The sequence below is a fragment of the Streptomyces sp. NPDC101165 genome, assembly GCF_044768135.1.
Taxonomy (GTDB): Bacteria; Actinomycetota; Actinomycetes; order Streptomycetales; family Streptomycetaceae; genus Streptomyces.
Genome location: NZ_JBIWPG010000005.1, coordinates 358,088 through 384,787, shown reverse-complemented (window position 1 = coordinate 384,787; position 26,700 = coordinate 358,088). Strand labels below are relative to the sequence as shown.

The window sequence follows — 26,700 nt, the reverse complement described above, 5'->3', positions numbered from 1 at the left end:
GTGGGGGGGGGGGTGGGCGGGGGGGGGGGGGGGGTTTTTGGTTGGTCGGACCCCGCCCGCCCCGGCCGCGGGCCGGGCGGGGGTGCCCCCGCCCCCCCCAACCCCATACGGCCCGTACTCGACATCCGGCAGAGCGCCCCTAGCCGGAATCCGCTCCTACCCCGGCGCACCTGACGAGAACCGGCGCAGCAACGGCGAAAGCACCAGCACCGACTTGGTCCGCTCGACGAACGGCTCGCCGGCGATCCGCTCCAGCACCCGCTCGAAGTGACGCATGTCGGACGCGAAGACCTGCGCGATCGCGTCCGCGTCGCCGGTGACGGTCGACGCGGCCACGACCTCCTGGTACCGCTCCAGGCCCCGCTGAATGGTCTCCGGCGAGGTGTTGCGCCGGCAGTAGATCTCGATGTACCCCTCGGTCTCCCAGCCGAGCGCCGCCGGATCCACCCGGACGGTGAATCCGGTGATGGCCCCGGTGGCCCGCAGCCGGTCCACGCGCCGCTTCACGGCGGGCGCGGACAGGCCGACCATCTGCCCGATGTCCGCATAGGAACGGCGGGCGTCCTCGGCGAGGGCGTGCACGATGCGTTCGTCGAGATCGTTCAGCACAGGGGGTGGTTCACTTCACTTCTTGTGTCGCAGGAGCTTCCTGCGTCGCGAGACGGGAACGGCGGTAGCCGTACAGGAAGTAGAACACGAGCCCGGCGGCCATCCAGCACCCGAAGACGACCCAGGTGACGGTGTCGAGGCTGAACATGTTGTACGCGCAGAACAGGAAGCCCAGCACCGGCAGGACCGGGCCGAACGGCACCCTGAACGTGCGCTCCAGCTCCGGCCGCTTGTAGCGCAGGACGATGACCGCGATGTTGACCAGGGCGAAGGCGAACAGCGTGCCGATGCTGGTGGCGTCGACGAGCTTGCCCAGCGGGATGAGGGCGGCGAGCACACCGCAGAAGAGGGACACGAGCACCGTGTTGAGGCGGGGAGCCCCGGTCTTCGGGTGGACCTTGCCGAGCGCCCTCGGCACCAGGCCGTCGCGGGACATCGCGAAGAGGATGCGGGTCTGGCCGTAGAGCACGGTGAGCACCACGCTCGCGATGGAGATGACCGCGCCCAGCGCCAGCAGGGTGCCCCAGAAGTGCTGGCCGCTGACATCGTTCATGATCGCGGCGAGGGTGGCCTCCGAGCCGTCGAACTTCTTCCAGTTCCAGGCACCCACGGCGACGCCCGCGACGAGCACGTACAGCGCGGTCACGATGATCAGCGACAGCATGATCGCCCGCGGCAGGTCCCGCTTGGGGTTCTTCGCCTCCTCACCGGCGGTGGAGGCGGCGTCGAAGCCGATGTACGAGAAGAACAGCGTGGCACCGGCGGCGCTGACCCCGGACATGCCGAGCGGCATGAAGTCGGCGTAGTTGCCGGACTTGAAGCCCATGAAACCGATCGCGCAGAACAGCACGAGGGCGGCGATCTTCACGCAGACCATGATCGTGTTGGCGCGGGCGGACTCACGCGCGCCACCGAGCAGGAACACCATCGCCAGGAGGACGACGATCAGGGCGGGCAGGTTGATGATGCCGCCCTCGCCCGGGGCCGAGGACAGGGCGTTCGGGATGGTGACACCGATGGTGCCGTCGAGCAGCTCGTTGAGGTACTCGCCCCAGCCGACGGCGACGGCGGCCACCGACACCCCGTACTCCAGCACCAGGCACCAGCCGCAGACCCAGGCGACCAGTTCGCCCAGCGTTGCGTACGCATACGAGTAGGAGGAGCCGGCGACCGGGATGCTGCCCGCCAGCTCGGCGTACGACAGGGCCGAGAAGAGAGCCGTGAGACCGGCGATCACGAAGGCCAGGGTGACCGCGGGACCGGCCTCCGGGACGGCGTCGCCGAGGACGACGAAGATGCCGGTGCCGAGGGTGGCACCGATGCTGATCATGGTCAGCTGCCACAGCCCGAGAGAGCGCTTCAGCTGCCCTCCCTCACCCTGGCCGCCCTCCGCGACCAGGTGTTCCACCGGCTTGCGACGCATGAGGCGCGCGGCGACGCCCAGGGACGCGGGGGCGGCCGTTCTGTGGTTCTGCGGGGGTGCGCCTTGGTCGAGCACGCGCTGGCTCCTTGTTCGATGCCGGTCAGGACGGGCGGGGACCGGCAGGGGCCTGCAGGGCAGGAACCCACCGAGCGGAGTCCCCGCCACACCACGTACAGCGCAGCACCCTATGAGGCGGGCCTTAACGGGCGTAATGCAGCAACCTTGCGCATCCCCGCATGATCATTGCGTTCATCAGGCCGGTATGACAAATCGTTGCGCGTGGGCTGTGGACCGTTGCACGGGCACCCCGCCGGCCCCACGGTGCACCCTCTTCCGGCCCCCGTGACCGCGGGCACGCAGACGGCCCCCACCGTTCCCGGGAAGGGAACAACGGGGGCCGCGGGGAAGGGAGTCGGGGTCAGCTCCAGCTGGCGTGCAGCGGCTTGCCCTCGGCGTAGCCGGCGGCGCTCTGGATGCCGACGATGGCCTTCTCGGCGAACTCCTCCAGGGAGCCGGCACCCGCGTAGGTGCAGGAGGAGCGGACGCCCGCGATGATCGAGTCGATCAGGTCCTCGACGCCCGGGCGCGCCGGGTCGAGGAACATCCGGGAGGTGGAGATGCCCTCCTCGAACAGCGCCTTGCGGGCGCGGTCGTAGGCCGACTCCTCGGACGTACGGTTGCTCACCGCGCGCGCGGAGGCCATACCGAACGACTCCTTGTACAGACGTCCGCCCGCGTCCTGCTGGAGGTCGCCCGGGGACTCGAAGGTGCCCGCGAACCAGGAGCCGACCATCACGTTGGACGCGCCGGCCGCGAGGGCCATGGCCACGTCGCGCGGGTGCCGGACACCGCCGTCGGCCCACACGTGCTTGCCGTACTTCTTCGCCTCGGCGGCACACTCCAGGATGGCCGAGAACTGCGGGCGGCCCACGCCGGTCATCATGCGGGTGGTGCACATGGCGCCCGGGCCGACACCGACCTTGATGATGTCCGCGCCCGCGTCGATCAGGTCCTTGACGCCCTCGGCGGAGACGATGTTGCCCGCGACGATCGGCACCTGCGGGTCGAGGGCGCGCACCTGCTTGATCGCGCTGATCATCGACTCCTGGTGGCCGTGCGCGGTGTCGATGACGAGCGTGTCCACGCCCGCGTCGAGCAGCTGCTTGGCCTTGCCCGCGAAGTCTCCGTTGATGCCGACGGCGGCGGCTATGCGCAGCTTGCCCTCGGCGTCGGTGGCCGGCGAGTACAGCGTGGCGCGCAGGGCGCCCTTGCGGGTCAGGATGCCCGCGAGCCTGCCGTCCTTGTCGACGGCCGGGGCGTAGCGGCGGTTGTGCGTGTCCAGGGTGGCGAAGGCCTCGTGCGGGTCGATGTCCGCGTCGAGCAGCAGCAGGTCCTTGGACATGACCACTTCGAGCTGGGTGAAGCGGTCCACACCGCTCAGGTCCGCGTCGGTGACGACACCGACGGGCCGGTGGTCCCCGTCGACGACCACACCGGCGTTGTGCGCCCGCTTGGGCAGCAGGGCCAGGGCGTCGGCGACGGTCTGGTGCGGGGCCAGCACGATCGGGGTGTCCAGCACCAGGTGGCGGCTCTTCACCCAGGTGATGACCTCGGTGACCACGTCGATCGGGATGTCCTGCGGGATGACCACCAGGCCGCCGCGCCGGGCGACCGTCTCGGCCATGCGGCGGCCGGCGATGGCGGTCATGTTGGCGACGACGAGCGGGATGGTGGTGCCCGTGCCGTCGGGCGAGGAGAGGTCCACGCCCTGACGCGAGCCCACCGCGGAGCGGCTGGGCACCATGAACACGTCGTCGTACGTCAGGTCGTACGCGGGCTGGATGTCATTGAGGAAACGCACGTGCCGCACATCCCAGTCGATCAGAGGTGACCCCCCGACGGGTGCGCCAGGGGGAAAAGAGCACGTACTTCATTCTCCCATGACGGGGGCCCGCCATGCCCCCACAGAACGTCCAGGCTGCTCGGGGCGGGTCTAGGAGGATCCTCCAAGGGCCAGGACGACGGCGAGCGCGGGGGTGCGGTCCACCGCCTCGGCGAACACGTCCTGCGCGGTCCGCCACTCGCCCGGGTTCGCCTCGGCGTAGGGCCGCCAGTCCCGTACGACGACCAGCAGTCCCTGCTCGACGGCGCCCTCGGGCCAGACGGTGTGGTCGGAGAGGGAGTCCACCAGCGCGTCCCAGTTGCGGCCGAACCAGTCGGGCAGCGCCAGGGCCCGGACCGTGCGGTCCATCAGGCCCGCCTTGTCCGTGACACCCCCGAGGTCGAGGGTGACCGTGAGCCGGCCCGCCAGGTCTTCGCTCATCTCAGCACCGCCCGGAACGAGTTGTAGTGATCATCGGTGTAGTACGTCTCCCCGCCCTGCCCGGTGACGATGCGCCGCGCCCCGCGGTCGTGCGAGCCGGGAGTCCTCACCGTGTACTCGTGGTAGTAGCCGCGCTGATGCCGGGGCAGCAGCCCCTCGAAGTTGCCGAAGACGACCCCGTCCCTGGCGAACGGGAAGGGCCCGCCCTTGTCGATCAGGGCGAGGGTCTGCCGGGCCTCGGCCGGCAGCCGGGACGCCTGGACGGTGCCCATGCCCTGGGCCCACGCGGGGGTCGAGGCGCCCGAGGCCGTCGCGGTGCTCGTGCCCGACGAGCAGCCCGTCAGCAGGACGGAGAGCAGCACGCAGAGACAGACCGACAGCCCGGCGAGCGCGCGCGGCACGCGCCGGGAGAACGGCGAGGGGACGAACCGCAGCAGCATGCCGAGGATGCTGCCACGGCCGTCCCGTAACGGCGTCGCCACGACCCGCCGTCAGACCCCGTCCGGGTCCGCGCGGCTGAGCGCGGGCTTCGGCGTCGGCCCCGCCGTCATCAGGTAGTCGGCGGCCGAGGTGTCCGTCACCAGGCTGGTGACCAGCCCCGAGCGCAGTACCGCGTCGATCGCGGAGGCCTTGCGCTGCCCGCCGGCGATCGCCACGACCTCGGGGATACGGCGGAGCTGGTCGGCCTTGACCGTGATGCACCGCTCCCCCAGGTCCCGTCCGACCCGACGCCCGTCGGCATCGAAGAGGTGCGCGGCCATCTCGGCGGCGACACCGAGCGAGGCGTAGTGCGCGCGCTCCTCGTCGCTGAGCATGTCGTGCACCGTCGAGATGCCCGGCTCCCAGGAGCCGATGGAGACGCAGGCGACCGTGACCTTGTCGAAGTACTCGTAGGCCCGGGCGATCCCGGTCTGGCTGCGCAGCGCGGTCGCGGTGGCCGCGTCCGGCAGCAGCATCGGCGCGTAGATGGGGTGCGCGTCACCGCCCGAGACCTGCGCGGCACGCCGCACCGCCTCGACCGAGCCGCGCTCGGACGTCCCGGCGTCGTACACGCCCGTCAGCTGCACCACCGTGCACGGCGGCAGCCGGTCGAGCGCCGCTGCCATGTGGATGGTGGACCGGCCCCAGGCCAGCCCCAGCACGTCCCCTTCGTTGACGAGCTCGCCGAGCAGGTCGGCGGCGACCTCGCCGAGGTTCTCGGGGTCGGGGGTCTCCTCGGCCTCGGCCGGGGACTCGACCACGACGGCGTGCCTCAGGCCGTACCGGGCACGGAGCGCGTCGGAGCGCTCGGCGTCCAGTTCGGCCGGCACGCGGATCTCGATGCGTACGAGATCCCGTTCGAGGGCGGTCTCCAGGACCCGGGCCACTTTGAAGCGGCTGACGCCGAACTCCTCCGCGATCTGGATCTTGGACTTCCCCTCGAGGTAGAAGCGGCGGGCCATGGCCGCCGCCTGCACCAGCTCAGCGGGTCCCATCCGCATGGCTGACCGGCCCGCCGACATACCCGACACGGCGATCTCCTCACTGCTGTTCACACTCTGGATTCGCCGTTCATCCTTGCAGATTCGGCGGAACTGATCTGCCCTGAAGGGCGCCGAGCACTTAACCGTTCACGCAGCCGTGGCTCAGTGGTCGCATGCCCAGGAGGCCTTGGCGGTCGCGGAATCCGCCTGGGCGCGCAGCGCCCGCACCGCCTCTGCCGGGTCCTCGGCCCCGTAAACAGCCGAACCGGCGACGAAGACGTCCGCCCCCGCGTCCGCGCACCGCTCGATCGTGGACGCCGACACCCCGCCGTCGACCTGCAGCCACAGCTGGAGGCCGTGCTTGCCGATCAGCTCACGGGTGCGGCGGATCTTGGGCAGCATGATGTCGAGAAAGGCCTGGCCGCCGAAGCCGGGCTCGACCGTCATGATCAGCAGCATGTCGAGCTCCGGGAGGAGGTCCTCGTACGGCTCGATCGGCGTGGCGGGCTTCAGCGCCATGGAGGCGCGGGCGCCCTTGGCGCGGATCTCCCGGGCGAGCCGCACGGGGGCGGCCGCCGCCTCCACGTGGAAGGTGACCGACGAGGCACCCGCCTCGACGTACTGGGGCGCCCAGCGATCGGGGTTCTCGATCATCAGGTGGCAGTCCAGCGGGGTGCCTGTCGCACGGGCCAGGGACTCCACGACCGGCACGCCGAGCGTGAGGTTGGGGACGAAATGGTTGTCCATGACGTCGACGTGGAGCCAGTCGGCTCCCTCGACCGCCTTCGCCTCGTCCGCGAGGCGGGCGAAGTCGGCGGAAAGGATGCTGGGGTTGATCTGCGCGGCCATGACCCAAGCCTGCCATGTCCGGGGCACTGATGTTCGCGCCGGTCCACAGCCGAGACCGTTCGTCACACTTGTAGGACCGTATGCGGGCGCCTGTGGACGACCGGCCCGCGGGTGTGTTTCACGCGGTGAGCTGGTAGATGCTCCTCCCGGTGAGCCAGAGTCCGAGGCCCAGACAGAGGATCACGATCGCCTGCTGCTGGTGGCCCTTCATCCAGGCACGCAGCCGGAGCAGCCGCGGCTTGGCCTTGTCCGGCACGAACACGACGTACAGCTCGATGGCCAGCAGACTCGCCGTGGCGAGCAGACAGAAGGCGAAGAGGACGAGCCAGGTCACCGGGTGGGACAGGTCCGCGGACACCACCGTCGTCGCTCCCGCGGCGACCATGCCCCAGGGCTGCAGCAGCACGGCCAGGCCCGCCGAGGTCCACACCGTGGTGCGGTCGAGTTCGGACGTCAGGCTCGGCTGCTCCGGCGGGCGCTGGTGGCCGCGTTCGGCGACCATCCGGCGGCGTCGGCGTTCGCCGTAGACGACGAGTCCCACCCCGATCGCCAGCTTCGCCGCGAGCGCGGCCGTCGACGGCGCCGATCTCGGTTCCGGAGGGTGTCCGCCGGTCAGAGCCAGGACCAGGGCGATCACCACGACCAGGCACGCCAGCCAGCTCAGGATGAAGACGAGTCCCTTCCACACGCCCTTCGCCGAAGCCACCACCAGGACGAACGCGGTGAGCGGCAGCGGATCGAGCGTGATGGCAAGGGCGATCAGCAGCAGATCGAGGACCATGGCGACCCCACCGTGTCGGGACATCCCGAGCGTAAGCGGAGGCGGCCGACCGCACCTCCCGGCGGCGGCCACCGGTGGTGTCAGCCGGTGCGCCGGATGAGCGCCAGGTACATCGCGTCGGTGCCGTGCAGATGCGGCCACAGTTGCACGTCCGGTCCCTCACCGAGCATGGGAACGTCGGCGAGCAGCGGCCGGGCGTCGATCAGCTCGGCCTCCGGGTACTGCTTGAGCACGTCGGAGACGACCGCCCGGGTCTCGGCGAGGTGCGGCGAGCAGGTGGCGTAGCCGACGACCCCGCCGACGCGCACCGAGTCCAGCGCGGTGCGCAGCAGGGCGCGCTGGAGCGGCGCGAAGTTGTCCAGGTCCTCGGGGCGCCGCCGCCACCGGGCCTCGGGGCGCCGCCGCAGGGCGCCGAGCCCGGTGCACGGGACGTCCATCAGGACGCGGTCGAAGGTGCCGGGCCGCCACGGCGGCCGGGTCCCGTCGGCGGCGATGACCTGGTAGGGCCCGGGGTTTCCGTGCAGGGCCTTCGCCACCAGACCGGCGCGGTGCGGCTGCTTCTCGGAGGCGAGCAGCGTGGCCCCGCGTTCGGCGGCGAGGGCGCCCAGCAGCGCGGCCTTGCCACCGGGACCGGCGCAGCCGTCGAGCCACTTCTCGTCGGGACCGTCGACCGGGGCGTTGGCCAGCGCGAGGGCGACCAGCTGACTGCCCTCGTCCTGCACACCGGCCCGTCCGTCGCGCACGGCCTCGACGGCACCCGGCTCACCGCCCTCGGTGAGCCGCACGGCGTACGGGGACCAGCGCCCCGGCACGGCGGCGTCCTCGCGGAGCAGCTCCTCGGTGGTGGCCCGCCCGGGCCGCGCCACGAGGGTCACCTCGGGCCGCTCGTTGTCGGCCTCCAGCAGATCCTCGATCCCGGCCCGCCCGCCGCCGAGGGAGTCCCACAGCGCCGAGACGACCCAGCGGGGGTGCGAGTGCACCACGGCGAGGTGGTCCTCGGGATCCTTGTCATAGGGCGGCGCGACCTTCTCCAGCCACCCGTCGAGGTCGTCCTGCGCGACCTTGCGCAGTACGGCGTTGACGAACTTGGCCCGCCCGTCCCCGAGCACCACACGCGCCAGCTCCACGGAGGCGGACACGGCCGCGTGCGTGGGAATCCGCGTCCCGAGCAGCTGGTGGACACCGAGGCTCAGCACGTCGAGCACCGGCGGGTCGACCTCCCTGAGCGGCCGGTCGACACAGGCGGCGATGACGGCGTCGTACGTCCCCTGCCGGCGCAGCGTCCCGTACACCAGCTCGGTGGCGAGGGCGGCGTCCCGCGCGTCGAAGTCGCCCTTCTCCCGTGCCTTGCGCAGCAGCGGCGGCAGCACGAGGTTGGCATAGGCGTCCCGCTCGTCCACCGCGCGCAGCGCCTCGAAGGCGATGATGCGGACGGGGTCCTTCTGGGGACGACGGTAGGGCTTTGCGGGCCTGTGCGGCCGCCGGGACTGCTCGCTCACGAAAAAGGTGCTCCGGATGTGAAGAAGGGGGTGCGATTCCCAGCGTACGTCGGGACACCGCCACCCCCGCCTTCCGGGCCCCGGCTCAGGTGCGGGGGCCTCAGCTGCCGAGCCGCTCGCCCTCGGCGATGCGCACCCCGCGGGCCCAGTCGGCGGCCCGCATCGGCTTCTTGCCCTGCGCCTGCACCCACAGCAGCTCGACGGCGTACGACCCGGTGCCCACGTGCACGCTGTTCTTGCCGACCACGAGCTGCCCCGGGGCGAGGTCGGTGCGCTCGGGCACGGGCGTGACCTGGATGAGCTTGAGCCGCTCGGCGCGGAAGGTGGTCCAGGCGCCGGGCGCCGGCGTGCAGCCGCGGACCACCCGGTCGACCCGCAGCGCGGGCGTGGCCCAGTCCACCTGGGCGTCCTCGACGGTGATCTTCGGCGCGAGGGTGATGCCCTCCCCCGGCTGCGGTACGGCCTTCAGCGTGCCGTCCTCGATGCCGTCCATGGTCGCGGCGAGCAGCCCGGCACCCGCGAACGCGAGCCGGGTGAGCAGATCCCCGCTGGTGTCGGTGGCCCGGATCTCCTCGGTGACGGTGCCGTACACCGGACCCGAGTCGAGCCCCTCCTCGATGAGGAAGGTGGAGGCGCCGGTGATCTCGTCGCCCGCCATGATGGAGTGCTGCACCGGGGCTGCACCGCGCCAGGCGGGCAGCAGCGAGAAGTGCAGGTTGACCCAGCCCTGCGCCGGGACGTCCAGAGCCACCTTGGGCAGCAGGGCGCCGTAGGCGACGACGGGGCAGCAGTCCGGGCCGATCTCCCGCAGCCGCTCCAGGAATTCCGGGTCCCTGGGCCTGACCGGCTTCAGCACCTCGATCCCGGCCTCTTCCGCCCGTTCGGCCACGGGCGACGCGACCAGCCTGCGCCCCCGCCCGGCCGGCGCGTCGGGCCGCGTGACGACGGCGGCCACCTCGTGCCGCCCGGAGGCGATGAGAGCGTCCAGAGCGGGAACGGCGACCTCGGGGGTACCGGCGAAGACGAGCTTCATGGGTGGGTTGGGGCCTCTCGGGCGGGGGCGGACGGGCAACGCACAAGTCTATGACGACGTCTACGACGAGGAGCCGCCGACCGCGAACGGAAGCCCGGCGACGCCGGGCACCCCCACCGGTTGCCCGGCCTCTACGCCAACTGGAAACGGGGGGGTGCGCGGGTGGGAGATAGGCGTACGCATATGCCCGTACGCCCCCACCCCGTGACCAGCGGAGCGTAAACGCGTTGGTCAAGAAAGAGTTGACCACCTCGGGCCGCTTCGGCGGCCCGGTTCCTTTCAACGCCGGTTCGAGAGGCTTGTTCATGGCCGACCACGCAACCCACGACGCCCAGGCCCGGGCCAGCCTGCACTTGCTGGTGCGGGACATCGAGCGGGTCCGCCGGCAGGTGGACGCACTGCGCACGCTGACCGCCCAGTTGGGCAACGTCTACCGCCCGCGCCGCTCCGGCCCCTCCACGGGCTTCGTCGTCTACGGACGCGCCCCCGCCCCGACGGTCCGCCTCGCCCAGGAACTCCGCGACAGTGTCGAAACCCTGGTCACGGCCGCCGTGGACTTCGACCGCTCACTCGGCTTCTCCTGGGACGCCGTGGGCTCTGCGCTCGGAGTCACCAAGCAGGCGGTGCACCGCCGTTACGGCGCCCGCCGCGCCGCGGCCCAGGCGGCGGCCGAGACCGAGCGGTCGACAGAGCCGTCCGGCACCCGCACGCTCGACGTGAGCGCCGGCCTGCCCAGCCTGCCCGCGGTGCCGACGGTGCCCGCGGCCCGCTCCATGCCGACCCAGCCGACCGCGGGCAGCCCGACGCTGCGCGACGACGCCAGGCCGACGGCCTTCCCCGGCCCGCGCAACGGTTGACGCGACGGCCGACGCCCTCACCCTGCCCTCCCGGGCGGCCTCGGGGAGGGCAGCCGTATGCCGGGCCGCAGCACCCCCGTCGGCAGGGTCACCCGATGTCCGGCGGATCGATCCGCACCCGCACCGGTTCCTCTCCGCCCCGCGCCATCCGCGCGGCCTGAGCCGTCTTCAGGGCGGCGGCCAGCGCGGCCCCGCTCCCCGGCGGCACCCGCACCAGCGCCCGCTCCCAGTGCTCACCGGGCGGCGGCTCCCCGGGCCTACGCTGTCGCCCGGGGAGCGTGGGCGGCACCGGAACCGGACCCAACACCTCCGCGTCCGCCGGTAGTTCGACCGCGCGCAGGAACTCGGCGACGGCCTCGGCCCGGCCCGACACGGCCGCCATCCGGGACACCGGCGGGAACCCCAGTTCGGCGCGCTCCGTCAGCTCCCGCACCGCATGGCCCACGGGATCCCATCGCACCAGCGCCTGCACGGGCCGCAGGGTCGGCTCGGCCACGACGACGACGGTCCCCCGCTCCCCCTGCGGCCGTACGAGCGCCCCGGCCGCGATCCACCGGCGCAGCGCGTCCTCACCGGCCCGCAGGTCGGGCCGCCCGAGCATGGCCCAGCCGTCCAGCAGCAGGGCGGCCGCGTAACCGCCCTCGGCGACCGGCTCGGCTCCCGGGGTGCTCACGACCAGCGCAGGCGTGCCGGGCACGGTGTCCAGCACATGCTCACGCCCCGACGTACGCACCGGTACGGCGGGAAAGGCCCGCCCCAGCTCCTCGGCGGTCCGGCGCGCCCCGACCACCTGGGCGCGCAGCCGGAAGCCCCCGCACTCGGGGCAGTGCCAGGCCGCCTCCTCGCGCCCGCACCAGCCGCACCGCAGCGCCCCCGCGTCCTGCGCCTCCAGCGGCCCGGAACAGTGCCGGCAGCGGGCGGGCGCCCGGCACTGGGCACAGGCCATGCGCGGCACGTACCCCCGCCGGGGCACCTGGACCAGCACCGGTCCGTGCCGCAGTCCCTCCCGGACCGCCTGCCAGGCCAGGGTGGGCAGCCGGGCGGCGCGGGCGGCCTCGTCGCGCGCGAGGTCGTCGTCCCCGACGGTCCGCACCAGGGGCGCGGCCCGCCGTACCTGTTCACGTCCGGCGACCAGCGGCCGCGCCCAGCCGCTCTCCACGAGCTGCGCGGCTTCGACGGTGCAGCTCCAACCGCCCAGCAGAAAGGCGCACTTGTCCAGCGCCGCCCGCAGCAGCAGCACGTCCCGTGCATGCGGCTGGGGAGCGTGCAGCTCGCTGTGGCTGTCGTCCCCGTCGTCCCAGATGGCGACGAGCCCCAGATCCCGCACGGGAGCGAACATGGCCGCCCGTGTCCCGACCACGGCCCGCACGCTCCCGCGCCGCACCGCGAGCCACTGCGCGTACCGCTTCTCGGGCCCGGCGTCGGCCGTGAGCAGGGCGTGCCGGCCCTCGCCGAGCAGCGCCGTCAGCGCGGCGTCGACCCGCGCGGCGGCCCGGCCGTCCGGTACGACGACGAGCGCGCCGCGTCCCGAGGCGAGCGTCGCGGCGACGGCCCGGGCCAGCTCCTCGCTCCACAGCGGGCCCGGCAGCGCGTTCCACACCGCCCTCGGCGCTCCCCCGGAGGCCAGCGACTCCAGAAAGGCGCCCCCGTGCTCGTACCGCGCCCACGACCCGGTGTCGGGCGCGGCCGGCGGTGGCTGCGGCGCGGGCGACGGCCGCTGCTCGGCCCGCGCGCTGCGCGGCGGCACGGCCAGCTGGAGCACGTCGGCGAGGCTGCCCGCATAGCGGTCGGCGACGGCCCGCGCGAGCCCCAGCAGCTCTTCGCCCAGCACGGGCTCGGGCGACACGACCTGCGCAAGGGCGGCCAGCGGCCCGGAGTACTCGGACTCGGCCAGCCTCTCGACGAGAAACCCGTCGATGAGCCCGCCGCCCTCGCGACGCCCCTCGCGCACCCGATGCCGCCCGGCCCCGAACCGCACCCGCACCCGCACCCCGGGCTGCGCCTCGGCGTCCAGCTCCTCCGGCACGGCGTAGTCGAAGTACCGGTCGAGATGCAGCACGCCCTTGTCCACGAGCACCCGGGCGACGGGCAGCTCCTTGGCCAGTGCTGCCCCCCGCCACGTCCGCGGCTTGGCCCGGGGCACCTTGGCCCCCCGCACGCTCTCCCGAATGAACGCGAGCTGCTCCGGCGGCACCCCTGCGCCACCGCCGTCCCCCGACCCGTTCTCGCTGCTCACGCTTGCATTCTTACCAAACGGCACCGACAACGGGCGCTCGTGCCTAGGCTCGCGGCCATGACCGAACCAGCTCCCGACCCGCTCGAACGCCTCCGTGAACGCCTCGCGGCCCTCCCCGACGGGGAGGTCAGGACCGGCACCGTGGCCGGTTTCGGCGAGCGGGGTGACGTGCTCGTACAGCTCGACGGGGACGATCCGCAGGCGCCGACCGGAAGCATCCCGCGGCATCTCCTCTCGTGGTCCGCGTTCGAGGACCCCGGGGAGGTGGTGTCGGTCGGGCAGCGGATCACCGCCGAGGTGTTCGGCGTCGACGAGCAGAGCGGCCATGTCACGCTCTCCGCCAAGGCGTGCGAGGACGAGGCCCTGTACCGGTATCTGCGCAGTAAGCAGCGCGGGGACGTCGTCGCGGGCACGGTGGCCGCCGTGCACAACTTCGGGGTCTTCGTCCGGCTGGACGGGGAGCCGGCGCACCCCGCCTACCCGGGGACGGGCTTCGTCCGCATCCCCGAGCTGACCTGGTCGCACATCGACCACCCGGAGGAGGTGGTCCGGCCCGGACAGCGGGTCACCGGCGAGGTGATCGACACCGACACGTACCAGGGGGAAGTGGTCGTCTCGCTCAAGGCCCTCCAGGAAGACCCCTGGGACGCACTCGCCGCAGGCACGGGGGACGTCGTGACGGGACCGGTCACCAAGGTGATCCCCTTCGGCGTCTTCGTCCGGGTCGGCGAGGCCGCGGAGGGTCTGGTCCATGAGTCGGACCTGGACGGACGGGCCGTGCGCGAGGGGCAGGAGCTGACGGTCAGGATCGTGGAGATCGACCGGGTCCTGCGCCGGATCCGGCTGGCGCCGGCCGGCTGACGGCGCACACGCCGAGGCCCGGCCCCCGGAAGGGGGACCGGGCCTCGGCGAGAGAGCTGTGCGGGCTTACAGCCCGGCGGCCTTGCGCAGGGCGTCCACGCGGTCCGTGCGCTCCCAGGTGAAGTCGGGCAGCTCGCGGCCGAAGTGGCCGTACGCCGCGGTCTGGGAGTAGATCGGGCGGAGCAGGTCGAGGTCGCGGATGATGGCGGCCGGACGGAGGTCGAAGACCTCGTCGATCGCCTTCTCGATCTTCTCGGCCTCGATCTTGGCGGTGCCGAAGGTCTCCACGAACAGACCGACCGGCTCGGCCTTGCCGATCGCGTAGGCGACCTGGACCTCGCAGCGGGAGGCAAGACCCGCCGCCACGACGTTCTTGGCGACCCAGCGCATCGCGTAGGCGGCCGAGCGGTCCACCTTGGACGGGTCCTTGCCGGAGAAGGCGCCGCCACCGTGGCGGGCCATGCCGCCGTAGGTGTCGATGATGATCTTGCGGCCGGTCAGGCCGGCGTCGCCCATCGGGCCGCCGATCTCGAAACGGCCGGTCGGGTTGACCAGCAGACGGTAGCCCTCGGTGTCCAGCTTGATGCCGTCGTCCAGGAGCGCCTTCAGCTCGGGCTCGACGACGAACTCACGGATGTCGGGGGCCAGCAGCGACTCCAGGTCGATGTCCGACGCGTGCTGCGAGGAGACGACCACGGTGTCGAGGCGGACGGCCTTGTCGCCGTCGTACTCGATGGTGACCTGCGTCTTGCCGTCCGGACGCAGGTACGGGATCGTCCCGTTCTTGCGGACCTCGGAGAGGCGCTTGGACAGGCGGTGCGCCAGGAAGATCGGCAGCGGCATGAGGGTCGGCGTCTCGTCGGACGCGTAGCCGAACATCAGGCCCTGGTCGCCCGCGCCCTGCTTGTCCAGCTCGTCCTCGTCGCCCTCGACCCGGGACTCGTAGGCGGTGTCCACGCCCTGCGCGATGTCCGGGGACTGGGCGCCGATCGACACCGACACGCCGCAGGAAGCGCCGTCGAAGCCCTTCTTCGAGGAGTCGTAGCCGATCTCGAGGATCTTGTTGCGGACCAGAGTGGCGATGTCCGCGTAGGCCTTGGTCGTGACCTCGCCGGCCACGTGCACCAGGCCGGTGGTGATCAGGGTCTCGACCGCGACCCGGGAGGTCGGGTCCTCGCGCAGAAGCGCGTCGAGAATGGTGTCGCTGATCTGGTCAGCGATCTTGTCGGGGTGACCCTCGGTCACGGACTCCGAGGTGAACAGGCGACGGGACACAACGCTCCCTGGGGTTGCAGCGGCTGCTGGCTGATCATTGGCGGACCACGCGGGAGCTGCGCCCGGCGTCGTCCGACAACAGTTTATCGGTCGCACTCGGCCACCGGCCCACCTGTCTCGCCTCTCGGGAGCGCTGTGACCTGCGGCACGGGCATTCTGCACAATGCCGAGCGGCCTTGGCCAGGGCCGCCACCCGACATTGTGGTGGGGAATGTCATGTGGCGGGAAGACACCGATCGGCTGAATCGGAGGGCCCCGAACGGCGGAACGCGATCATCCGAGACGGGCGACCACGAGGTCCCAGACGATGTCCGCGAGGGCCTCCTTCGGACCGTGCGGCACGGGGGTCTCGCTGCCGTCGGCGCCCAGTACGAGGGCCTCGTTCTCCTCGGAACCGAACGTCTTGCGCTCCCCCACCTCGTTGACGACGAGGAGGTCGCACCCCTTGCGGGCGAGCTTGGTGCGGCCGTTGGCGAGGACGTCGTCCGTCTCCGCCGCGAAGCCGACGACGACCTGTCCGGGGCGGGCGCGGTCGGCCGAAACCTCGGCGAGAATGTCCGGATTCCGCACCAGGACGATCGGGTCGGGGTCCTGGCCGTCCTTCTTCTTTATCTTTCCGGCGGCGTAGGCCGCGGGGCGGAAGTCGGCGACGGCCGCGGCCATCACCACGGCGTCGGCGTCCGCGGCGGCCTTGAAGACCGCTTCACGCATCTGCACGGCGGTGCCCACCGGGACGACGTCGACGCCGGCCGGGTCGGGCAGGCCGGTGTTGGCCGCGATCAGAGTCACCCGGGCGCCACGCGCCGCGGCCGTGCGGGCGAGGGCGTAGCCCTGCTTGCCGGAGGAGCGGTTGCCGAGGAAGCGAACCGGGTCGAGCGGCTCGCGGGTGCCGCCGGCCGAGACGACGAGGTGGCGGCCCGCGAGGTCGGGCTCGGTGGCGCCGCGGGCCAGCACCCGGCGACAGACCTCGAAGATCTCCGCCGGGTCGGGCAGTCGCCCCTTGCCGGTGTCGACACCGGTGAGGCGGCCGACCGCGGGCTCGATCACGACGGCGCCGCGGCGGCGCAGCGTGGCCACGTTCTCCTGGGTGGCGGGGTGCTCCCACATCTCGGTGTGCATCGCGGGCGCGAAGACGACCGGACAGCGGGCGGTGAGCAGTGTGTTGGTCAGCAGGTCGTCGGCGAGGCCGTGTGCGGCCTTGGCGAGCATGTCGGCGGTCGCCGGGGCCACCACGACCAGGTCGGCGTGCTGGCCGATGCGGACGTGCGGGACCTCGTCGACGTCGTCCCAGACCTCGGTGGAGACCGGGTTGCCGGACAGCGCCGACCAGGTGGCGGCCCCGACGAAGTGCAGCGCGGAGTCGGTGGGCACCACGCGCACGTCGTGGCCCGATTCCGTGAGCCTTCTCAGCAGCTCACAGGCCTTGTACGCGGCGATGCCGCCACTGACCCCCAGTACGACCTTCGGCTTGTCCACCGTCGTCTCTCCCCGGCTCGGAACCCTACGAGTCCATGCTGCATCACTGCGGGGGACGACCCCCGCCCCCCGGCAGACCACAGGCCCGGCAGGAGTGCTGCCGGGCCTGTGGATAAGTCAACTGCGATCTGAAAGTACTACTGAGCCGGGCCCTCAATGGCCTCGGAGGTCAGCAGACCCGCATTGATCTCGCGCAGGGCGATCGAGAGCGGCTTCTCGTGGACGTGGGTGTCGACGAGCGGACCGACGTACTCGAGGAGACCCTCACCGAGCTGCGAGTAGTACGCGTTGATCTGGCGGGCACGCTTGGCCGCGTAGATCACGAGGCTGTACTTCGAGTCGGTGGCCTCGAGAAGCTCGTCGATCGGCGGGTTGATGATGCCCTCGGGCGCGGTGATGGAAGAGGACACGCTCTACCTTCCGATGGATGGGAAAGATTCAGTCGGTGTGACCGGCCGACACCTGCTGGTGGACGGCAGTCACGATCACACGACGTCCATCAAGGCTAGCAGCTCGCTCGCCACGTCCCTGACGGAGGTGTTGACCAAGGTCACGTCGAACTCCGGCTCGGCCGCCAGCTCGGTCCTGGCCGCCTCCAGGCGGCGCTCGATGACCTCGGGCGACTCGGTCCCCCGGCCGGTGAGCCTGCGCACCAGCTCCTCCCAGGAGGGAGGAGCCAGGAACACCAGCTGGGCGTCGGCCATCGACTCACGGACCTGCCGGGCGCCCTGGAGGTCGATCTCCAGCAGCACGGGCTCGCCGTTCTCCAGCCGCTCCAGCACCGCCGCGCGGGGCGTTCCGTAGCGGTTGCCGGCGAACTCGGCCCACTCCAGCAGCTCGCCGTTGGCGATCAGCTTGTCCATCTCCTCGTCGGTGACGAAGAAGTAGTGGACCCCGTGCCGCTCGCCGGGGCGCGGCTTGCGGGTGGTGGCCGACACCGAGAGCCAGACCTCCGGGTGTTCCTTGCGCATATGGGCGACGACCGTGCTCTTGCCGACCCCCGAAGGGCCGGAGAGCACGGTCAGCCGCGGACGTTCACTCATGCAGCGATTATTCCAGCAATCCCGGGGTGCCCGGGACGCCCGGTCCGGCAGGAGCCGGACTCAGGAACCGGTGCTGCCGAACTCACGCTCCAGGGACGCGATCTGGTTCGAACCGAGACCGCGCACGCGGCGGCTCTCGGAGATGCCCAGACGCTCCATGATCTGCTTGGCGCGGACCTTGCCCACGCCCGGCAGGGACTCGAGCAGGGCGGAGACCTTCATCTTGCCGATGACGTCGTTCTCCTGGCCCTGCTTGATGACCTCGTGAAGGGAGGCGCCGGAGTGCTTGAGTCGATTCTTGACCTCGGCCCGCTCCCGGCGAGCCGCGGCGGCCTTTTCGAGCGCGGCTGCGCGCTGTTCAGGGGTAAGGGGCGGAAGAGCCACGCCTACGTCACCTCGGATGTCGAACTGTCGGATACGGACCGGTGAGGAACCTAGTCGCCCCACACCTGGGGAGCTACGAGCAACACGCTGCCCGTTCTCCCCCACTGCCTTAAACGGCGTGGGAGGTGCCCCCACTGCTCGGAGACTAGCGGGCAAGTCCGCCAGAGTCAGCGAGAACAGCGGAAAAGTACTGGTCAGCCGCCGTCAGGCCGGACATTTCAGACATACTGCCCTCGATTTGAGGATGTATTCACACTCAAGTCGCCCTGGTGTCGTCCATGGGAACGCCCGGCGGAGATCTCAGCCGGCGCCGACAGCGGCCCGGATCTCCTCCGCGAAGCGCTCCGTGGCCGAGCGCAGCGCCCCGACGTCGGGACCGTGTCGCAGCACGCCCCGGCTGACGTTCGGGACGACGTTGCGCACCGCCGACCCGAAGACCTCGGGAAGGTCGGCCGCCGTCGCACCCTGAGCGCCGACACCGGGCGCGAGGAGCGGGCCGTTGATGTCGAGGTCGTAGGAGGACAGGTCGCCCACCGTGGCGCCGACGACCGCCCCGAAGGAGCCCAGCGGCTCCTCGCCCGCGTTCTCGGCGGCGAGGTGGGCCAGCATGGTCGCGCCCACGGTGCGCCCGTCGGCGCGGACCGCGTGCTGGACCTCCGGTCCCTCCGGGTTCGAGGTGAGGGCCAGGACGAACAGTCCGGCACCGTTCTCCCGGGCCAGCGCGACGGCCGGGCTCAGGGAGCCGTAGCCGAGGTAGGGCGAGACGGTCAGGGCGTCGGAGAACAGCGGCGCGTCCTTGTGCAGGAAGGCCTCGGCGTACCCGGCCATGGTGGAGCCGATGTCGCCGCGCTTGGCGTCCATCACGACCAGGGTGCCGGCCGCACGGGCCTCCTGGACCGCCTTCTCCAGGACGGCGACACCGCGCGAGCCGAACCGCTCGAAGAAGGCGCTCTGCGGCTTCATGACGGCCACCCGGTCGGCCACCGCCTCGACGACCGTGCGGCTGAACCGCTCCAGACCGGCCACGTCGTCGTTCAGGCCCCACTCGGCGAGCAGGGAGGCGTGCGGGTCGATGCCGACGCAGAGCGGGCCGCGCTCGTCCATCGCGCGGCGCAACCGGGCACCGAAGGGCTCGAACGAGGTCATGCGGGCTTCCTCACGTCGGCGCCGACCGCGTCGGCGAGGGTGGCGTACGGGCTGGTGCGCAGGCGCGCGGCGAGGCCCTTGTGGATGGCGCGGCACCAGAAGGGGCCCTCGTAGATGAAGGCGCTGTACCCCTGGACCAGCGTGGCACCGGCCAGGATGCGCTGCCAGGCGTCCTCGGCGGTCTCGATGCCGCCGACGCCCACCAGGGTGATCCGGTCGCCCACGCGCGCGTACAGGCGGCGCAGGACCTCCAGGGAGCGTGCCTTCAGGGGCGCGCCGGAGAGTCCGCCGGTCTCCTTCACCAGCGAGGGTTCGGATGTCAGGCCGAGGCCCTCGCGCGCGATGGTGGTGTTGGTGGCGATGATGCCGTCCAGACCCAGCTCCACGGCCAGGTCGGCGACCGCGTCGATGTCCTCGTCGGCGAGGTCCGGGGCGATCTTCACCAGAAGCGGAACGCGCCGGCCCGCGACCGTACGGTCCGCGGCCTCGCGAACGGCGGTGAGCAGCGGGCGCAGCACCTCGGTGGCCTGGAGGTTGCGCAGGCCCGGCGTGTTCGGCGAGGAGACGTTCACGACGAGGTAGTCGGCGTACGGCGCGAGGCGCTCGGCCGACTTCACGTAGTCGCCGACGGCCTCCGCCTCCGGGACGACCTTGGTCTTGCCGATGTTGACGCCGACGACGGTCCTGAAGACGGGCTCGCGCGTGGCCAGACGGGCCGCGACGGCGAGCGAGCCGTCGTTGTTGAAGCCCATCCGGTTGATCAGCGCCCGGTCCGCGACGAGCCGGAACAGCCGCTTTTTGGGGTTGCCGGGCTGCGCCTCACCGGTGACCGTGCCGATCTCGACGTGGTCGAAGCCCAGCATGGACATGCCGTCGATGGCCACGGCGTTCTTGTCGAAGCCGGCGGCGAGCCCGAAGGGGCCGTGCATGCGCAGCCCGAAGGCCTCGGTGCGCAGCTCCTTGTGGCGGGGCGCGAGGGCGGCCGCGACGAAAGTGCGCAGCACGGGGACGCGGACCGCGAGGCGGATCCAGCGGAAGGCCAGGTAGTGGGCCTTCTCGGGGTCCATGCGCTTGAAGACGAGACTGAAAAAGATCTTGTACATGGTGTCCTCACGAAGAGGGGGACACCGTTTTCGGTGTCCCCCTCAGGGCTGCTAGTCGCGGGCCGCGGTCAGGTGTTCCGCGTGTTCCTGGAGCGAACGGACGCCCACGTCACCGTGGTTGAGCGCGTCGATGCCCTGGACAGCCGCCGCGAGCGCCTGGACGGTCGTCAGGCACGGCACGGAGCGGGCCACCGCGGCCGTACGGATGTCGTAGCCGTCGAGGCGGCCGCCGGTGCCGTACGGGGTGTTGACGATGAGGTCGACCTCGCCGTCGTGGATGAGCTGGACGATGGTCCGCTCGCCGTTCGGGCCGGTGCCCTCGGACTGCTTGCGCACGATCGTGGCGTGGATGCCGTTGCGCTTGAGGACCTCGGCCGTGCCGGAGGTGGCGAGCAGCTCGAAGCCGTGCGCGACCAGCTCGCGGGCCGGGAAGATCATCGAGCGCTTGTCGCGGTTGGCGACCGAGATGAACGCGCGGCCCTTGGTGGGCAGCGGGCCGTAGGCGCCGGCCTGCGACTTGGCGTACGCCGTGCCGAAGACGGAGTCGATGCCCATGACCTCGCCGGTGGAGCGCATCTCCGGGCCGAGGACGGTGTCGACACCGCGGCCGTGGATGTCGCGGAAGCGCGACCACGGCATGACGGCCTCCTTGACGGAGATCGGCGCGTCCAGCGGCAGCTCGCCGCCGTCGCCGGTCTGCGGCAGCAGGCCTTCGGCGCGCAGCTCGGAGATGGTCGCGCCCAGCGAGATCCGGGCGGCGGCCTTCGCGAGCGGCACCGCGGTCGCCTTCGAGGTGAAGGGGACCGTGCGGGAGGCGCGCGGGTTGGCCTCGAGGACGTACAGGATGTCGCCCGCCATCGCGAACTGGATGTTGATCAGGCCGCGCACCCCGACGCCGCGCGCGATGGCCTCGGTGGAGGCGCGCAGGCGCTTGATGTCGAAGCCGCCGAGGGTGATCGGGGGCAGGGCGCACGCCGAGTCGCCGGAGTGGATGCCGGCCTCCTCGATGTGCTCCATGACGCCGCCGAGGTACAGCTCCTCGCCGTCGTACAGGGCGTCGACGTCGATCTCGATGGCGTCGTCCAGGAAGCGGTCGACGAGGACCGGCCGGGAGGGGCTGATCTCGGTCGACTCGGCGATGTAGGAGGCGAGGCGGGTCTCGTCGTAGACGATCTCCATGCCGCGCCCGCCGAGGACGTAGGAGGGCCGGACGAGGACCGGGTAGCCGATCTCGTCGGCGATGGCCTTGGCGCCGGCGAAGGTGGTGGCCGTGCCGTGCTTGGGAGCGGGCAGGCCGGCCTCGGCGAGGACCTGGCCGAAGGCGCCGCGGTCCTCGGCGGCGTGGATCGCCTCGGGCGGGGTGCCCACGATCGGCACGCCGTTGTCCTTCAGGGCCTGCGCGAGGCCCAGCGGGGTCTGGCCGCCCAGCTGCACGACCACGCCCGCGATCGGGCCGGCGAGGGACTCCGCGTGGACGATCTCCAGCACGTCTTCCAGCGTCAGCGGCTCGAAGTACAGGCGGTCGGAGGTGTCGTAGTCCGTGGAGACGGTCTCCGGGTTGCAGTTGACCATCACGGTCTCGTACCCGGCGTCGGACAGCGCGAAGGAGGCGTGGACGCAGGAGTAGTCGAACTCGATGCCCTGGCCGATGCGGTTCGGGCCGGAGCCCAGGATGATCACCGCGGGCTTCTCGCGGGGCGCGACCTCGGTCTCCTCGTCGTAGGAGGAGTAGAAGTACGGCGTCTTCGCGGCGAACTCGGCGGCGCAGGTATCGACCGTCTTGTAGACCGGGCGGATGCCGAGGGCGTGCCGGACCTCGCGGACGACGTCCTCGCGCAGGCCGCGGATCTCACCGATCTGCTGGTCGGAGAAGCCGTGCCGCTTGGCCTCGGCGAGCAGCTCGCGGGTCAGCTCGGGCGCCGCGTCCAGCTCGTCCGCGACCTCCTTGATCAGGAAGAGCTGGTCCACGAACCACGGGTCGATCTTCGTGTACTCGAAGACCTCCTCGGGCGTGGCGCCGGCGCGGATGGCCTGCATGACCGTGTTGATCCGGCCGTCGGTCGGGCGCACGGCCTCGCGCAGCAGCGCTTCCTTGTCGCCGGGCTCGCCGACGAAGGTGAACTGGCTGCCCTTCTTCTCCAGCGAGCGCAGCGCCTTCTGGAAGGCCTCGGTGAAGTTGCGGCCGATGGCCATGGCCTCGCCGACCGACTTCATGGTGGTCGTGAGGGTGGAGTCGGCCTGCGGGAACTTCTCGAAGGCGAACCGCGGGGCCTTGACGACCACGTAGTCGAGCGTGGGCTCGAAGGAGGCCGGGGTCTCCCGGGTGATGTCGTTCGGGATCTCGTCCAGGGTGTAGCCCACGGCGAGCTTGGCGGCGATCTTGGCGATCGGGAAGCCGGTCGCCTTGGAGGCGAGCGCCGAGGAGCGCGACACGCGCGGGTTCATCTCGATGACGATCACCCGGCCGTCCTCGGGGTTCACCGCGAACTGGATGTTGCAGCCGCCGGTGTCGACGCCGACCTCGCGGATGACGGCGATGCCGATGTCGCGCAGGATCTGGTACTCGCGGTCGGTCAGCGTCATCGAGGGCGCGACGGTGATCGAGTCACCGGTGTGCACGCCCATCGGGTCGAAGTTCTCGATGGAGCAGACGACCACGACGTTGTCGTGCTTGTCGCGCATCAGCTCCAGCTCGTACTCCTTCCAGCCGAGGATGGACTCCTCCAGGAGCACCTCGGTGGTCGGCGAGAGGGTGAGGCCCTGACCGGCGATGCGGCGCAGCTCCTCCTCGTCGTGCGCGAAGCCGGAGCCGGCGCCGCCCATGGTGAAGGACGGGCGGACGACGACCGGGTAGCCGCCGAGCTGCTCGACGCCCTTGAGGACGTCGTCCATGGAGTGGCAGATGACCGAGCGGGCGGACTCGCCGTACCCGATCTTCGTGTTGACGGCCTCGACCACGGCCTTGAACAGTTCGCGGTCCTCGCCCTTGTGGATCGCCTCGGGCTTGGCGCCGATCAGCTCGACGCCGTACTTCTCCAGGACACCGTTCTCGTGCAGCGAGATGGCGGTGTTCAGGGCCGTCTGGCCGCCCAGGGTGGGCAGCAGGGTGTCGGGGCGCTCCTTGGCGATGATCTTCTCGACGAACTCGGGGGTGATCGGCTCGACGTAGGTGGCGTCGGCGATCTCCGGGTCGGTCATGATCGTCGCCGGGTTGGAGTTGACGAGGATCACGCGCAGGCCCTCGGCCCTGAGTACGCGGCACGCCTGGGTGCCGGAGTAGTCGAACTCGGCGGCCTGGCCGATGACGATCGGGCCGGAGCCGATGACCAGGACGGACTGGATATCGGTGCGCTTAGGCACGCTGGCCCTCCATCAGGGATACGAAGCGGTCGAACAGGTAGGCGGCGTCGTGCGGGCCCGCTGCCGCTTCGGGGTGGTACTGGACGGAGAAGGCCGGCTGGTCGAGCAGCTGCAGCCCCTCCACGACGTTGTCGTTCAGGCAGACGTGCGAGACCTCGGCGCGGCCGAACTTCGTGTCGCTGACCTTGTCGAGCGGCGCGTCGACGGCGAAGCCGTGGTTGTGCGCGGTGACCTCGACCTTGCCGGTCGTACGGTCCTGGACCGGCTGGTTGATGCCCCGGTGGCCGTACTTCAGCTTGTAGGTGCCGAAGCCGAGGGCGCGGCCGAGGATCTGGTTGCCGAAGCAGATGCCGAACAGCGGCGTCCTGCGCTCCAGGACGGCGGACATGAGGGCCACCGGGCCGTCGGCCGTGGCCGGGTCGCCGGGGCCGTTGGAGAAGAAGACGCCGTCCGGGGCGACGGCGTAGACGTCGTCCACGGAAGCCGTCGCCGGGAGCACGTGCACCTCGATGCCGCGCTCGGCCATGCGGTGCGGGGTCATGCCCTTGATGCCGAGGTCGATGGCGGCGACGGTGAAGCGCTTCTCGCCGATCGCGGGGACGACGTACGCCTGCTCGGTCGCGACCTCCTCGTAGAGGCTCGCGCCCTTCATGTGCGGCTGGGCCTGCACGCGCTCGAGCAGCTCGGCCTCGGGGGCGACGGCCTCGCCGGAGAAGATGCCGGCGCGCATCGAGCCGCGCTCGCGCAGGTGGCGGGTGAGGGCGCGGGTGTCGATCCCGGAGATGCCGACCACGCCCTGCGCGACCAGCTCGTCGTCCAGGGAGCGCTTGGCCCGCCAGTTGGACGCCGCGCGCGCGGGGTCGCGCACGACGTAGCCGGAGACCCAGATGCGGCTCGACTCGTCGTCCTCGTCGTTCCAGCCCGTGTTGCCGATCTGCGGGGCGGTCGCGACGACGATCTGGCGGTCGTACGACGGGTCGGTGAGGGTCTCCTGGTAGCCGGTCATGCCGGTGGAGAACACGGCCTCGCCGAAGGTCTCCCCCACGGCCCCGTAGGCACGGCCGCGGAAGGTGCGGCCGTCCTCCAGGACGAGTACGGCGGGAACCTTGGCAGCTCCCCTGGTGGAGGTCGTCATCGTGCGCCTTCCGTGTCGTTGGTCATCTGGTTGAGGGTGTCGACCCACTCGGTGTGCTCGGCCGCGTGGTCGGAGCGGAAGCCGGAGTCGATCAGCTTGTCCCCGAGGGCCCAGGTCACCACCAGCAGGCCGCCCTCGGTGAGGACCTTGCCGGCGATGCCCTTGTCGAGCCGGGCACCGCGCAGTGCTGCGGTGGGGACGAAGAAGTCGGTCGCCCCGGGGCGTACGACCTCCAGGCCCGCGTCCGTGAGGGTGAGCTCGGCCCGGCTGCGGGTGCCGAGGCCGTGGGCCACGATGCGGTCCAGCCACTGCCCGGCCGTGGTCGAGCCGTGGTAGCGGCCGCTCATCGTCAGTCTGGCCTCGCCGGGCTCCTCCGGCGCGCTGGGCAGCTCGGGCAGGTCGCCCTGGAGCGTGCCGCGCCACTTCCAGCCCTCGCGCATCAGCCAGTAGATGAGCGCGACGAAGAGGGCGAGGCCGATCAGCCAGCCGATGCGGGCGGGCCAGTCGGTGACCTCGGCCGACTTCTGCGCCTCGGCCAGCAGGATTACAGGTGTCACGTGAGCTTCCCGTCGACGAGCGTGGCCTTGCCCCGCAGCCACGTGTGGGTGACACGGCCCGGCAGCTCACGTCCCTCGTACGGGGTGTTGCGGCTGCGCGAGGCGAAGCCCGCGGGGTCCACCGAGCCACGGTATTCCGTGTCGACGAGGGTGAGGTTGGCGGGCTCACCAGCCGAGACGGGACGGCCGTGCCCGGTGGCCTGTCCGATCTGTGCCGGCTTGACGGACATGCGGTCGGCGACGCCGGCCCAGTTCAGCAACCCGGTGTCGACCATGGTCTCCTGAACCACTGACAAAGCGGTCTCCAGACCGACCATGCCCATGGCGGCCGCGGCCCACTCGCAGTCCTTGTCCTCGTGCGGGTGCGGGGCGTGGTCGGTGGCGACGATGTCGATCGTGCCGTCGGCGAGCGCCTCGCGCAGGGCGAACACGTCCCGCTCGGTGCGCAGCGGCGGGTTGACCTTGTAGACGGGGTTGTAGGTACGCACCAGCTCGTCGGTGAGGAGCAGGTGGTGCGGGGTGACCTCGGCGGTGACCTGGATGCCGCGGGACTTGGCCCAGCGGACGATCTCCACCGAGCCCGCGGTCGAGAGGTGGCAGATGTGCACCCGGGAGCCGACGTGCTCGGCGAGCAGCACGTCCCGGGCGATGATCGACTCCTCGGCGACGGCCGGCCAGCCGCCCAGGCCCAGCTCAGCCGAGACGATGCCCTCGTTCATCTGGGCGCCCTCGGTGAGCCGCGGCTCCTGCGCGTGCTGGGCGACGACACCGCCGAAGGCCTTCACGTACTCCAGCGCCCGGCGCATGATCACGGCGTCGTCCACGCACTTGCCGTCGTCGGAGAAGACGGTGACCCCGGCGGCCGACTCGTGCATCGCGCCCAGCTCGGCGAGCTTGCGGCCCTCCAGGCCGACGGTGACGGCGCCGATGGGCTGGACGTCGCAGTAGCCGTGCTCCCGGCCGAGCCGGTAGACCTGCTCGACCACGCCGGCGGTGTCGGCGACCGGGAAGGTGTTGGCCATGGCGAACACGGCGGTGTAGCCGCCGGAGGCGGCCGCGCGCGTGCCGGTCAGCACGGTCTCGGAGTCCTCACGGCCCGGCTCGCGCAGGTGGGTGTGCAGGTCGACCAGACCCGGCAGCAGCACCTTGCCGGCGGCCTCGACGACCTCGGCACCCTCGGCACTGAGTCCGGCGCCCACCTCGACGATCGTCTCGCCGTCGATCAGCACGTCCTGCGGCTCGCCGCCGAGCACCTTCGCACCACGGATAAGGATCTTGCTCATGGGT

Annotated in this window: 24 protein-coding genes; 2 read left to right on the top strand and 22 right to left on the bottom strand. The window is 71.5% G+C overall.

All coding sequences use genetic code 11. The annotated features are described in order from the left end of the window. Positions 1-156 precede the first annotated feature (156 nt). From ACIRVH_RS13280 to fmt, 10 genes are all read right to left on the bottom strand, one after another. Positions 157-609 carry an Lrp/AsnC family transcriptional regulator gene (locus ACIRVH_RS13280; RefSeq protein ID WP_030343799.1) on the bottom strand — a complete coding sequence of 151 codons (453 nt, stop codon included), beginning with the start codon at positions 607-609 and terminating at the stop codon, positions 157-159. Positions 610-619: 10 nt separating this feature from the next. Continuing rightward, positions 620-2,107: an amino acid permease gene (locus ACIRVH_RS13275; protein WP_403951760.1), complete on the bottom strand. Its 1,488-nt coding sequence runs from the start codon at positions 2,105-2,107 to the stop codon at positions 620-622. Positions 2,108-2,450: 343 nt separating this feature from the next. Continuing rightward, the gene (locus tag ACIRVH_RS13270; protein WP_403951758.1) at positions 2,451-3,893 is read right to left on the bottom strand and encodes a GuaB1 family IMP dehydrogenase-related protein; all 1,443 of its coding nucleotides are present in this window, start codon (positions 3,891-3,893) and stop codon (positions 2,451-2,453) included. A gap of 132 nt (positions 3,894-4,025) precedes the next feature. Beyond that, positions 4,026-4,355, bottom strand: coding sequence for a barstar family protein (locus ACIRVH_RS13265; RefSeq protein WP_403951755.1), 330 nt, complete (start codon positions 4,353-4,355; stop codon positions 4,026-4,028). Next, positions 4,352-4,795, bottom strand: coding sequence for a ribonuclease domain-containing protein (locus ACIRVH_RS13260; protein ID WP_403951754.1), 444 nt, complete (start codon positions 4,793-4,795; stop codon positions 4,352-4,354). The genes ACIRVH_RS13265 and ACIRVH_RS13260 overlap by 4 nt, the downstream gene beginning before the upstream one ends. A gap of 51 nt (positions 4,796-4,846) precedes the next feature. Continuing rightward, complete coding sequence (locus ACIRVH_RS13255; protein ID WP_403951752.1) at positions 4,847-5,890, bottom strand: sugar-binding transcriptional regulator; 1,044 nt, start codon at positions 5,888-5,890, stop codon at positions 4,847-4,849. 90 nt (positions 5,891-5,980) lie between these two features. Next, a complete protein-coding gene (gene rpe, locus ACIRVH_RS13250; protein ID WP_403951751.1) occupies positions 5,981-6,667 on the bottom strand; it encodes a ribulose-phosphate 3-epimerase in 687 nt (228 codons plus the stop codon). Between the two features lie 118 nt (positions 6,668-6,785). After that, positions 6,786-7,448, bottom strand: a complete 663-nt coding sequence (locus ACIRVH_RS13245; RefSeq protein WP_403951998.1) for a GAP family protein — start codon at positions 7,446-7,448, stop codon at positions 6,786-6,788. A gap of 80 nt (positions 7,449-7,528) precedes the next feature. Beyond that, positions 7,529-8,947 carry an RsmB/NOP family class I SAM-dependent RNA methyltransferase gene (locus tag ACIRVH_RS13240; RefSeq protein WP_403951750.1) on the bottom strand — a complete coding sequence of 473 codons (1,419 nt, stop codon included), beginning with the start codon at positions 8,945-8,947 and terminating at the stop codon, positions 7,529-7,531. A 100-nt stretch (positions 8,948-9,047) separates the two neighbouring features. Then, complete coding sequence (gene fmt, locus ACIRVH_RS13235) at positions 9,048-9,980, bottom strand: methionyl-tRNA formyltransferase (RefSeq protein WP_403951747.1); 933 nt, start codon at positions 9,978-9,980, stop codon at positions 9,048-9,050. Between the two features lie 305 nt (positions 9,981-10,285). Between fmt and ACIRVH_RS13230 the strand changes: the two genes are divergently transcribed. After that, entirely contained in the window at positions 10,286-10,837 is a 552-nt protein-coding gene (locus tag ACIRVH_RS13230; RefSeq protein ID WP_403951745.1) for a hypothetical protein, read from the top strand. Positions 10,838-10,925: 88 nt separating this feature from the next. Here the strand turns inward: ACIRVH_RS13230 and ACIRVH_RS13225 are convergent, their stop codons facing one another. Further along, positions 10,926-13,073: a primosomal protein N' gene (locus ACIRVH_RS13225; RefSeq protein WP_403951742.1), complete on the bottom strand. Its 2,148-nt coding sequence runs from the start codon at positions 13,071-13,073 to the stop codon at positions 10,926-10,928. Between the two features lie 57 nt (positions 13,074-13,130). Between ACIRVH_RS13225 and ACIRVH_RS13220 the strand changes: the two genes are divergently transcribed. Next, positions 13,131-13,934, top strand: a complete 804-nt coding sequence (locus ACIRVH_RS13220) for a S1 RNA-binding domain-containing protein (protein ID WP_403951739.1) — start codon at positions 13,131-13,133, stop codon at positions 13,932-13,934. Positions 13,935-14,000: 66 nt separating this feature from the next. Here ACIRVH_RS13220 and metK read toward each other — a convergent pair whose 3' ends face one another. The 11 genes from metK to ACIRVH_RS13165 all read right to left on the bottom strand — a co-directional run bounded on the left by metK (position 14,001) and on the right by ACIRVH_RS13165 (position 26,696). Further along, positions 14,001-15,209, bottom strand: coding sequence for a methionine adenosyltransferase (gene metK, locus ACIRVH_RS13215; RefSeq protein WP_403951737.1), 1,209 nt, complete (start codon positions 15,207-15,209; stop codon positions 14,001-14,003). Between the two features lie 273 nt (positions 15,210-15,482). After that, positions 15,483-16,685, bottom strand: coding sequence for a bifunctional phosphopantothenoylcysteine decarboxylase/phosphopantothenate--cysteine ligase CoaBC (gene coaBC / locus ACIRVH_RS13210; protein ID WP_403951735.1), 1,203 nt, complete (start codon positions 16,683-16,685; stop codon positions 15,483-15,485). 137 nt (positions 16,686-16,822) lie between these two features. Beyond that, the gene (gene rpoZ, locus ACIRVH_RS13205) at positions 16,823-17,095 is read right to left on the bottom strand and encodes a DNA-directed RNA polymerase subunit omega (RefSeq protein ID WP_005319902.1); all 273 of its coding nucleotides are present in this window, start codon (positions 17,093-17,095) and stop codon (positions 16,823-16,825) included. Between the two features lie 75 nt (positions 17,096-17,170). Beyond that, positions 17,171-17,728, bottom strand: coding sequence for a guanylate kinase (gmk, locus tag ACIRVH_RS13200; protein ID WP_403951732.1), 558 nt, complete (start codon positions 17,726-17,728; stop codon positions 17,171-17,173). 60 nt (positions 17,729-17,788) lie between these two features. Next, positions 17,789-18,112, bottom strand: a complete 324-nt coding sequence (locus ACIRVH_RS13195) for an integration host factor (RefSeq protein WP_003977346.1) — start codon at positions 18,110-18,112, stop codon at positions 17,789-17,791. A 300-nt stretch (positions 18,113-18,412) separates the two neighbouring features. Beyond that, positions 18,413-19,258 (bottom strand): orotidine-5'-phosphate decarboxylase, encoded by an 846-nt coding sequence (gene pyrF, locus ACIRVH_RS13190; RefSeq protein WP_403951730.1) that lies wholly within the window; start codon positions 19,256-19,258, stop codon positions 18,413-18,415. After that, the gene (locus tag ACIRVH_RS13185; RefSeq protein ID WP_403951728.1) at positions 19,255-20,361 is read right to left on the bottom strand and encodes a quinone-dependent dihydroorotate dehydrogenase; all 1,107 of its coding nucleotides are present in this window, start codon (positions 20,359-20,361) and stop codon (positions 19,255-19,257) included. The genes pyrF and ACIRVH_RS13185 overlap by 4 nt, the downstream gene beginning before the upstream one ends. 51 nt (positions 20,362-20,412) lie before the next feature. Further along, complete coding sequence (gene carB, locus ACIRVH_RS13180; RefSeq protein WP_403951726.1) at positions 20,413-23,721, bottom strand: carbamoyl-phosphate synthase large subunit; 3,309 nt, start codon at positions 23,719-23,721, stop codon at positions 20,413-20,415. After that, positions 23,714-24,856 carry a glutamine-hydrolyzing carbamoyl-phosphate synthase small subunit gene (carA, locus tag ACIRVH_RS13175; RefSeq protein WP_403951724.1) on the bottom strand — a complete coding sequence of 381 codons (1,143 nt, stop codon included), beginning with the start codon at positions 24,854-24,856 and terminating at the stop codon, positions 23,714-23,716. The genes carB and carA overlap by 8 nt, the downstream gene beginning before the upstream one ends. Continuing rightward, the gene (locus ACIRVH_RS13170) at positions 24,853-25,413 is read right to left on the bottom strand and encodes a hypothetical protein (protein ID WP_403951721.1); all 561 of its coding nucleotides are present in this window, start codon (positions 25,411-25,413) and stop codon (positions 24,853-24,855) included. Before ACIRVH_RS13170 ends, carA begins: the two co-directional genes overlap by 4 nt. After that, positions 25,410-26,696, bottom strand: a complete 1,287-nt coding sequence (locus tag ACIRVH_RS13165; RefSeq protein WP_403951718.1) for a dihydroorotase — start codon at positions 26,694-26,696, stop codon at positions 25,410-25,412. Before ACIRVH_RS13165 ends, ACIRVH_RS13170 begins: the two co-directional genes overlap by 4 nt. Positions 26,697-26,700: the final 4 nt, after the last annotated feature.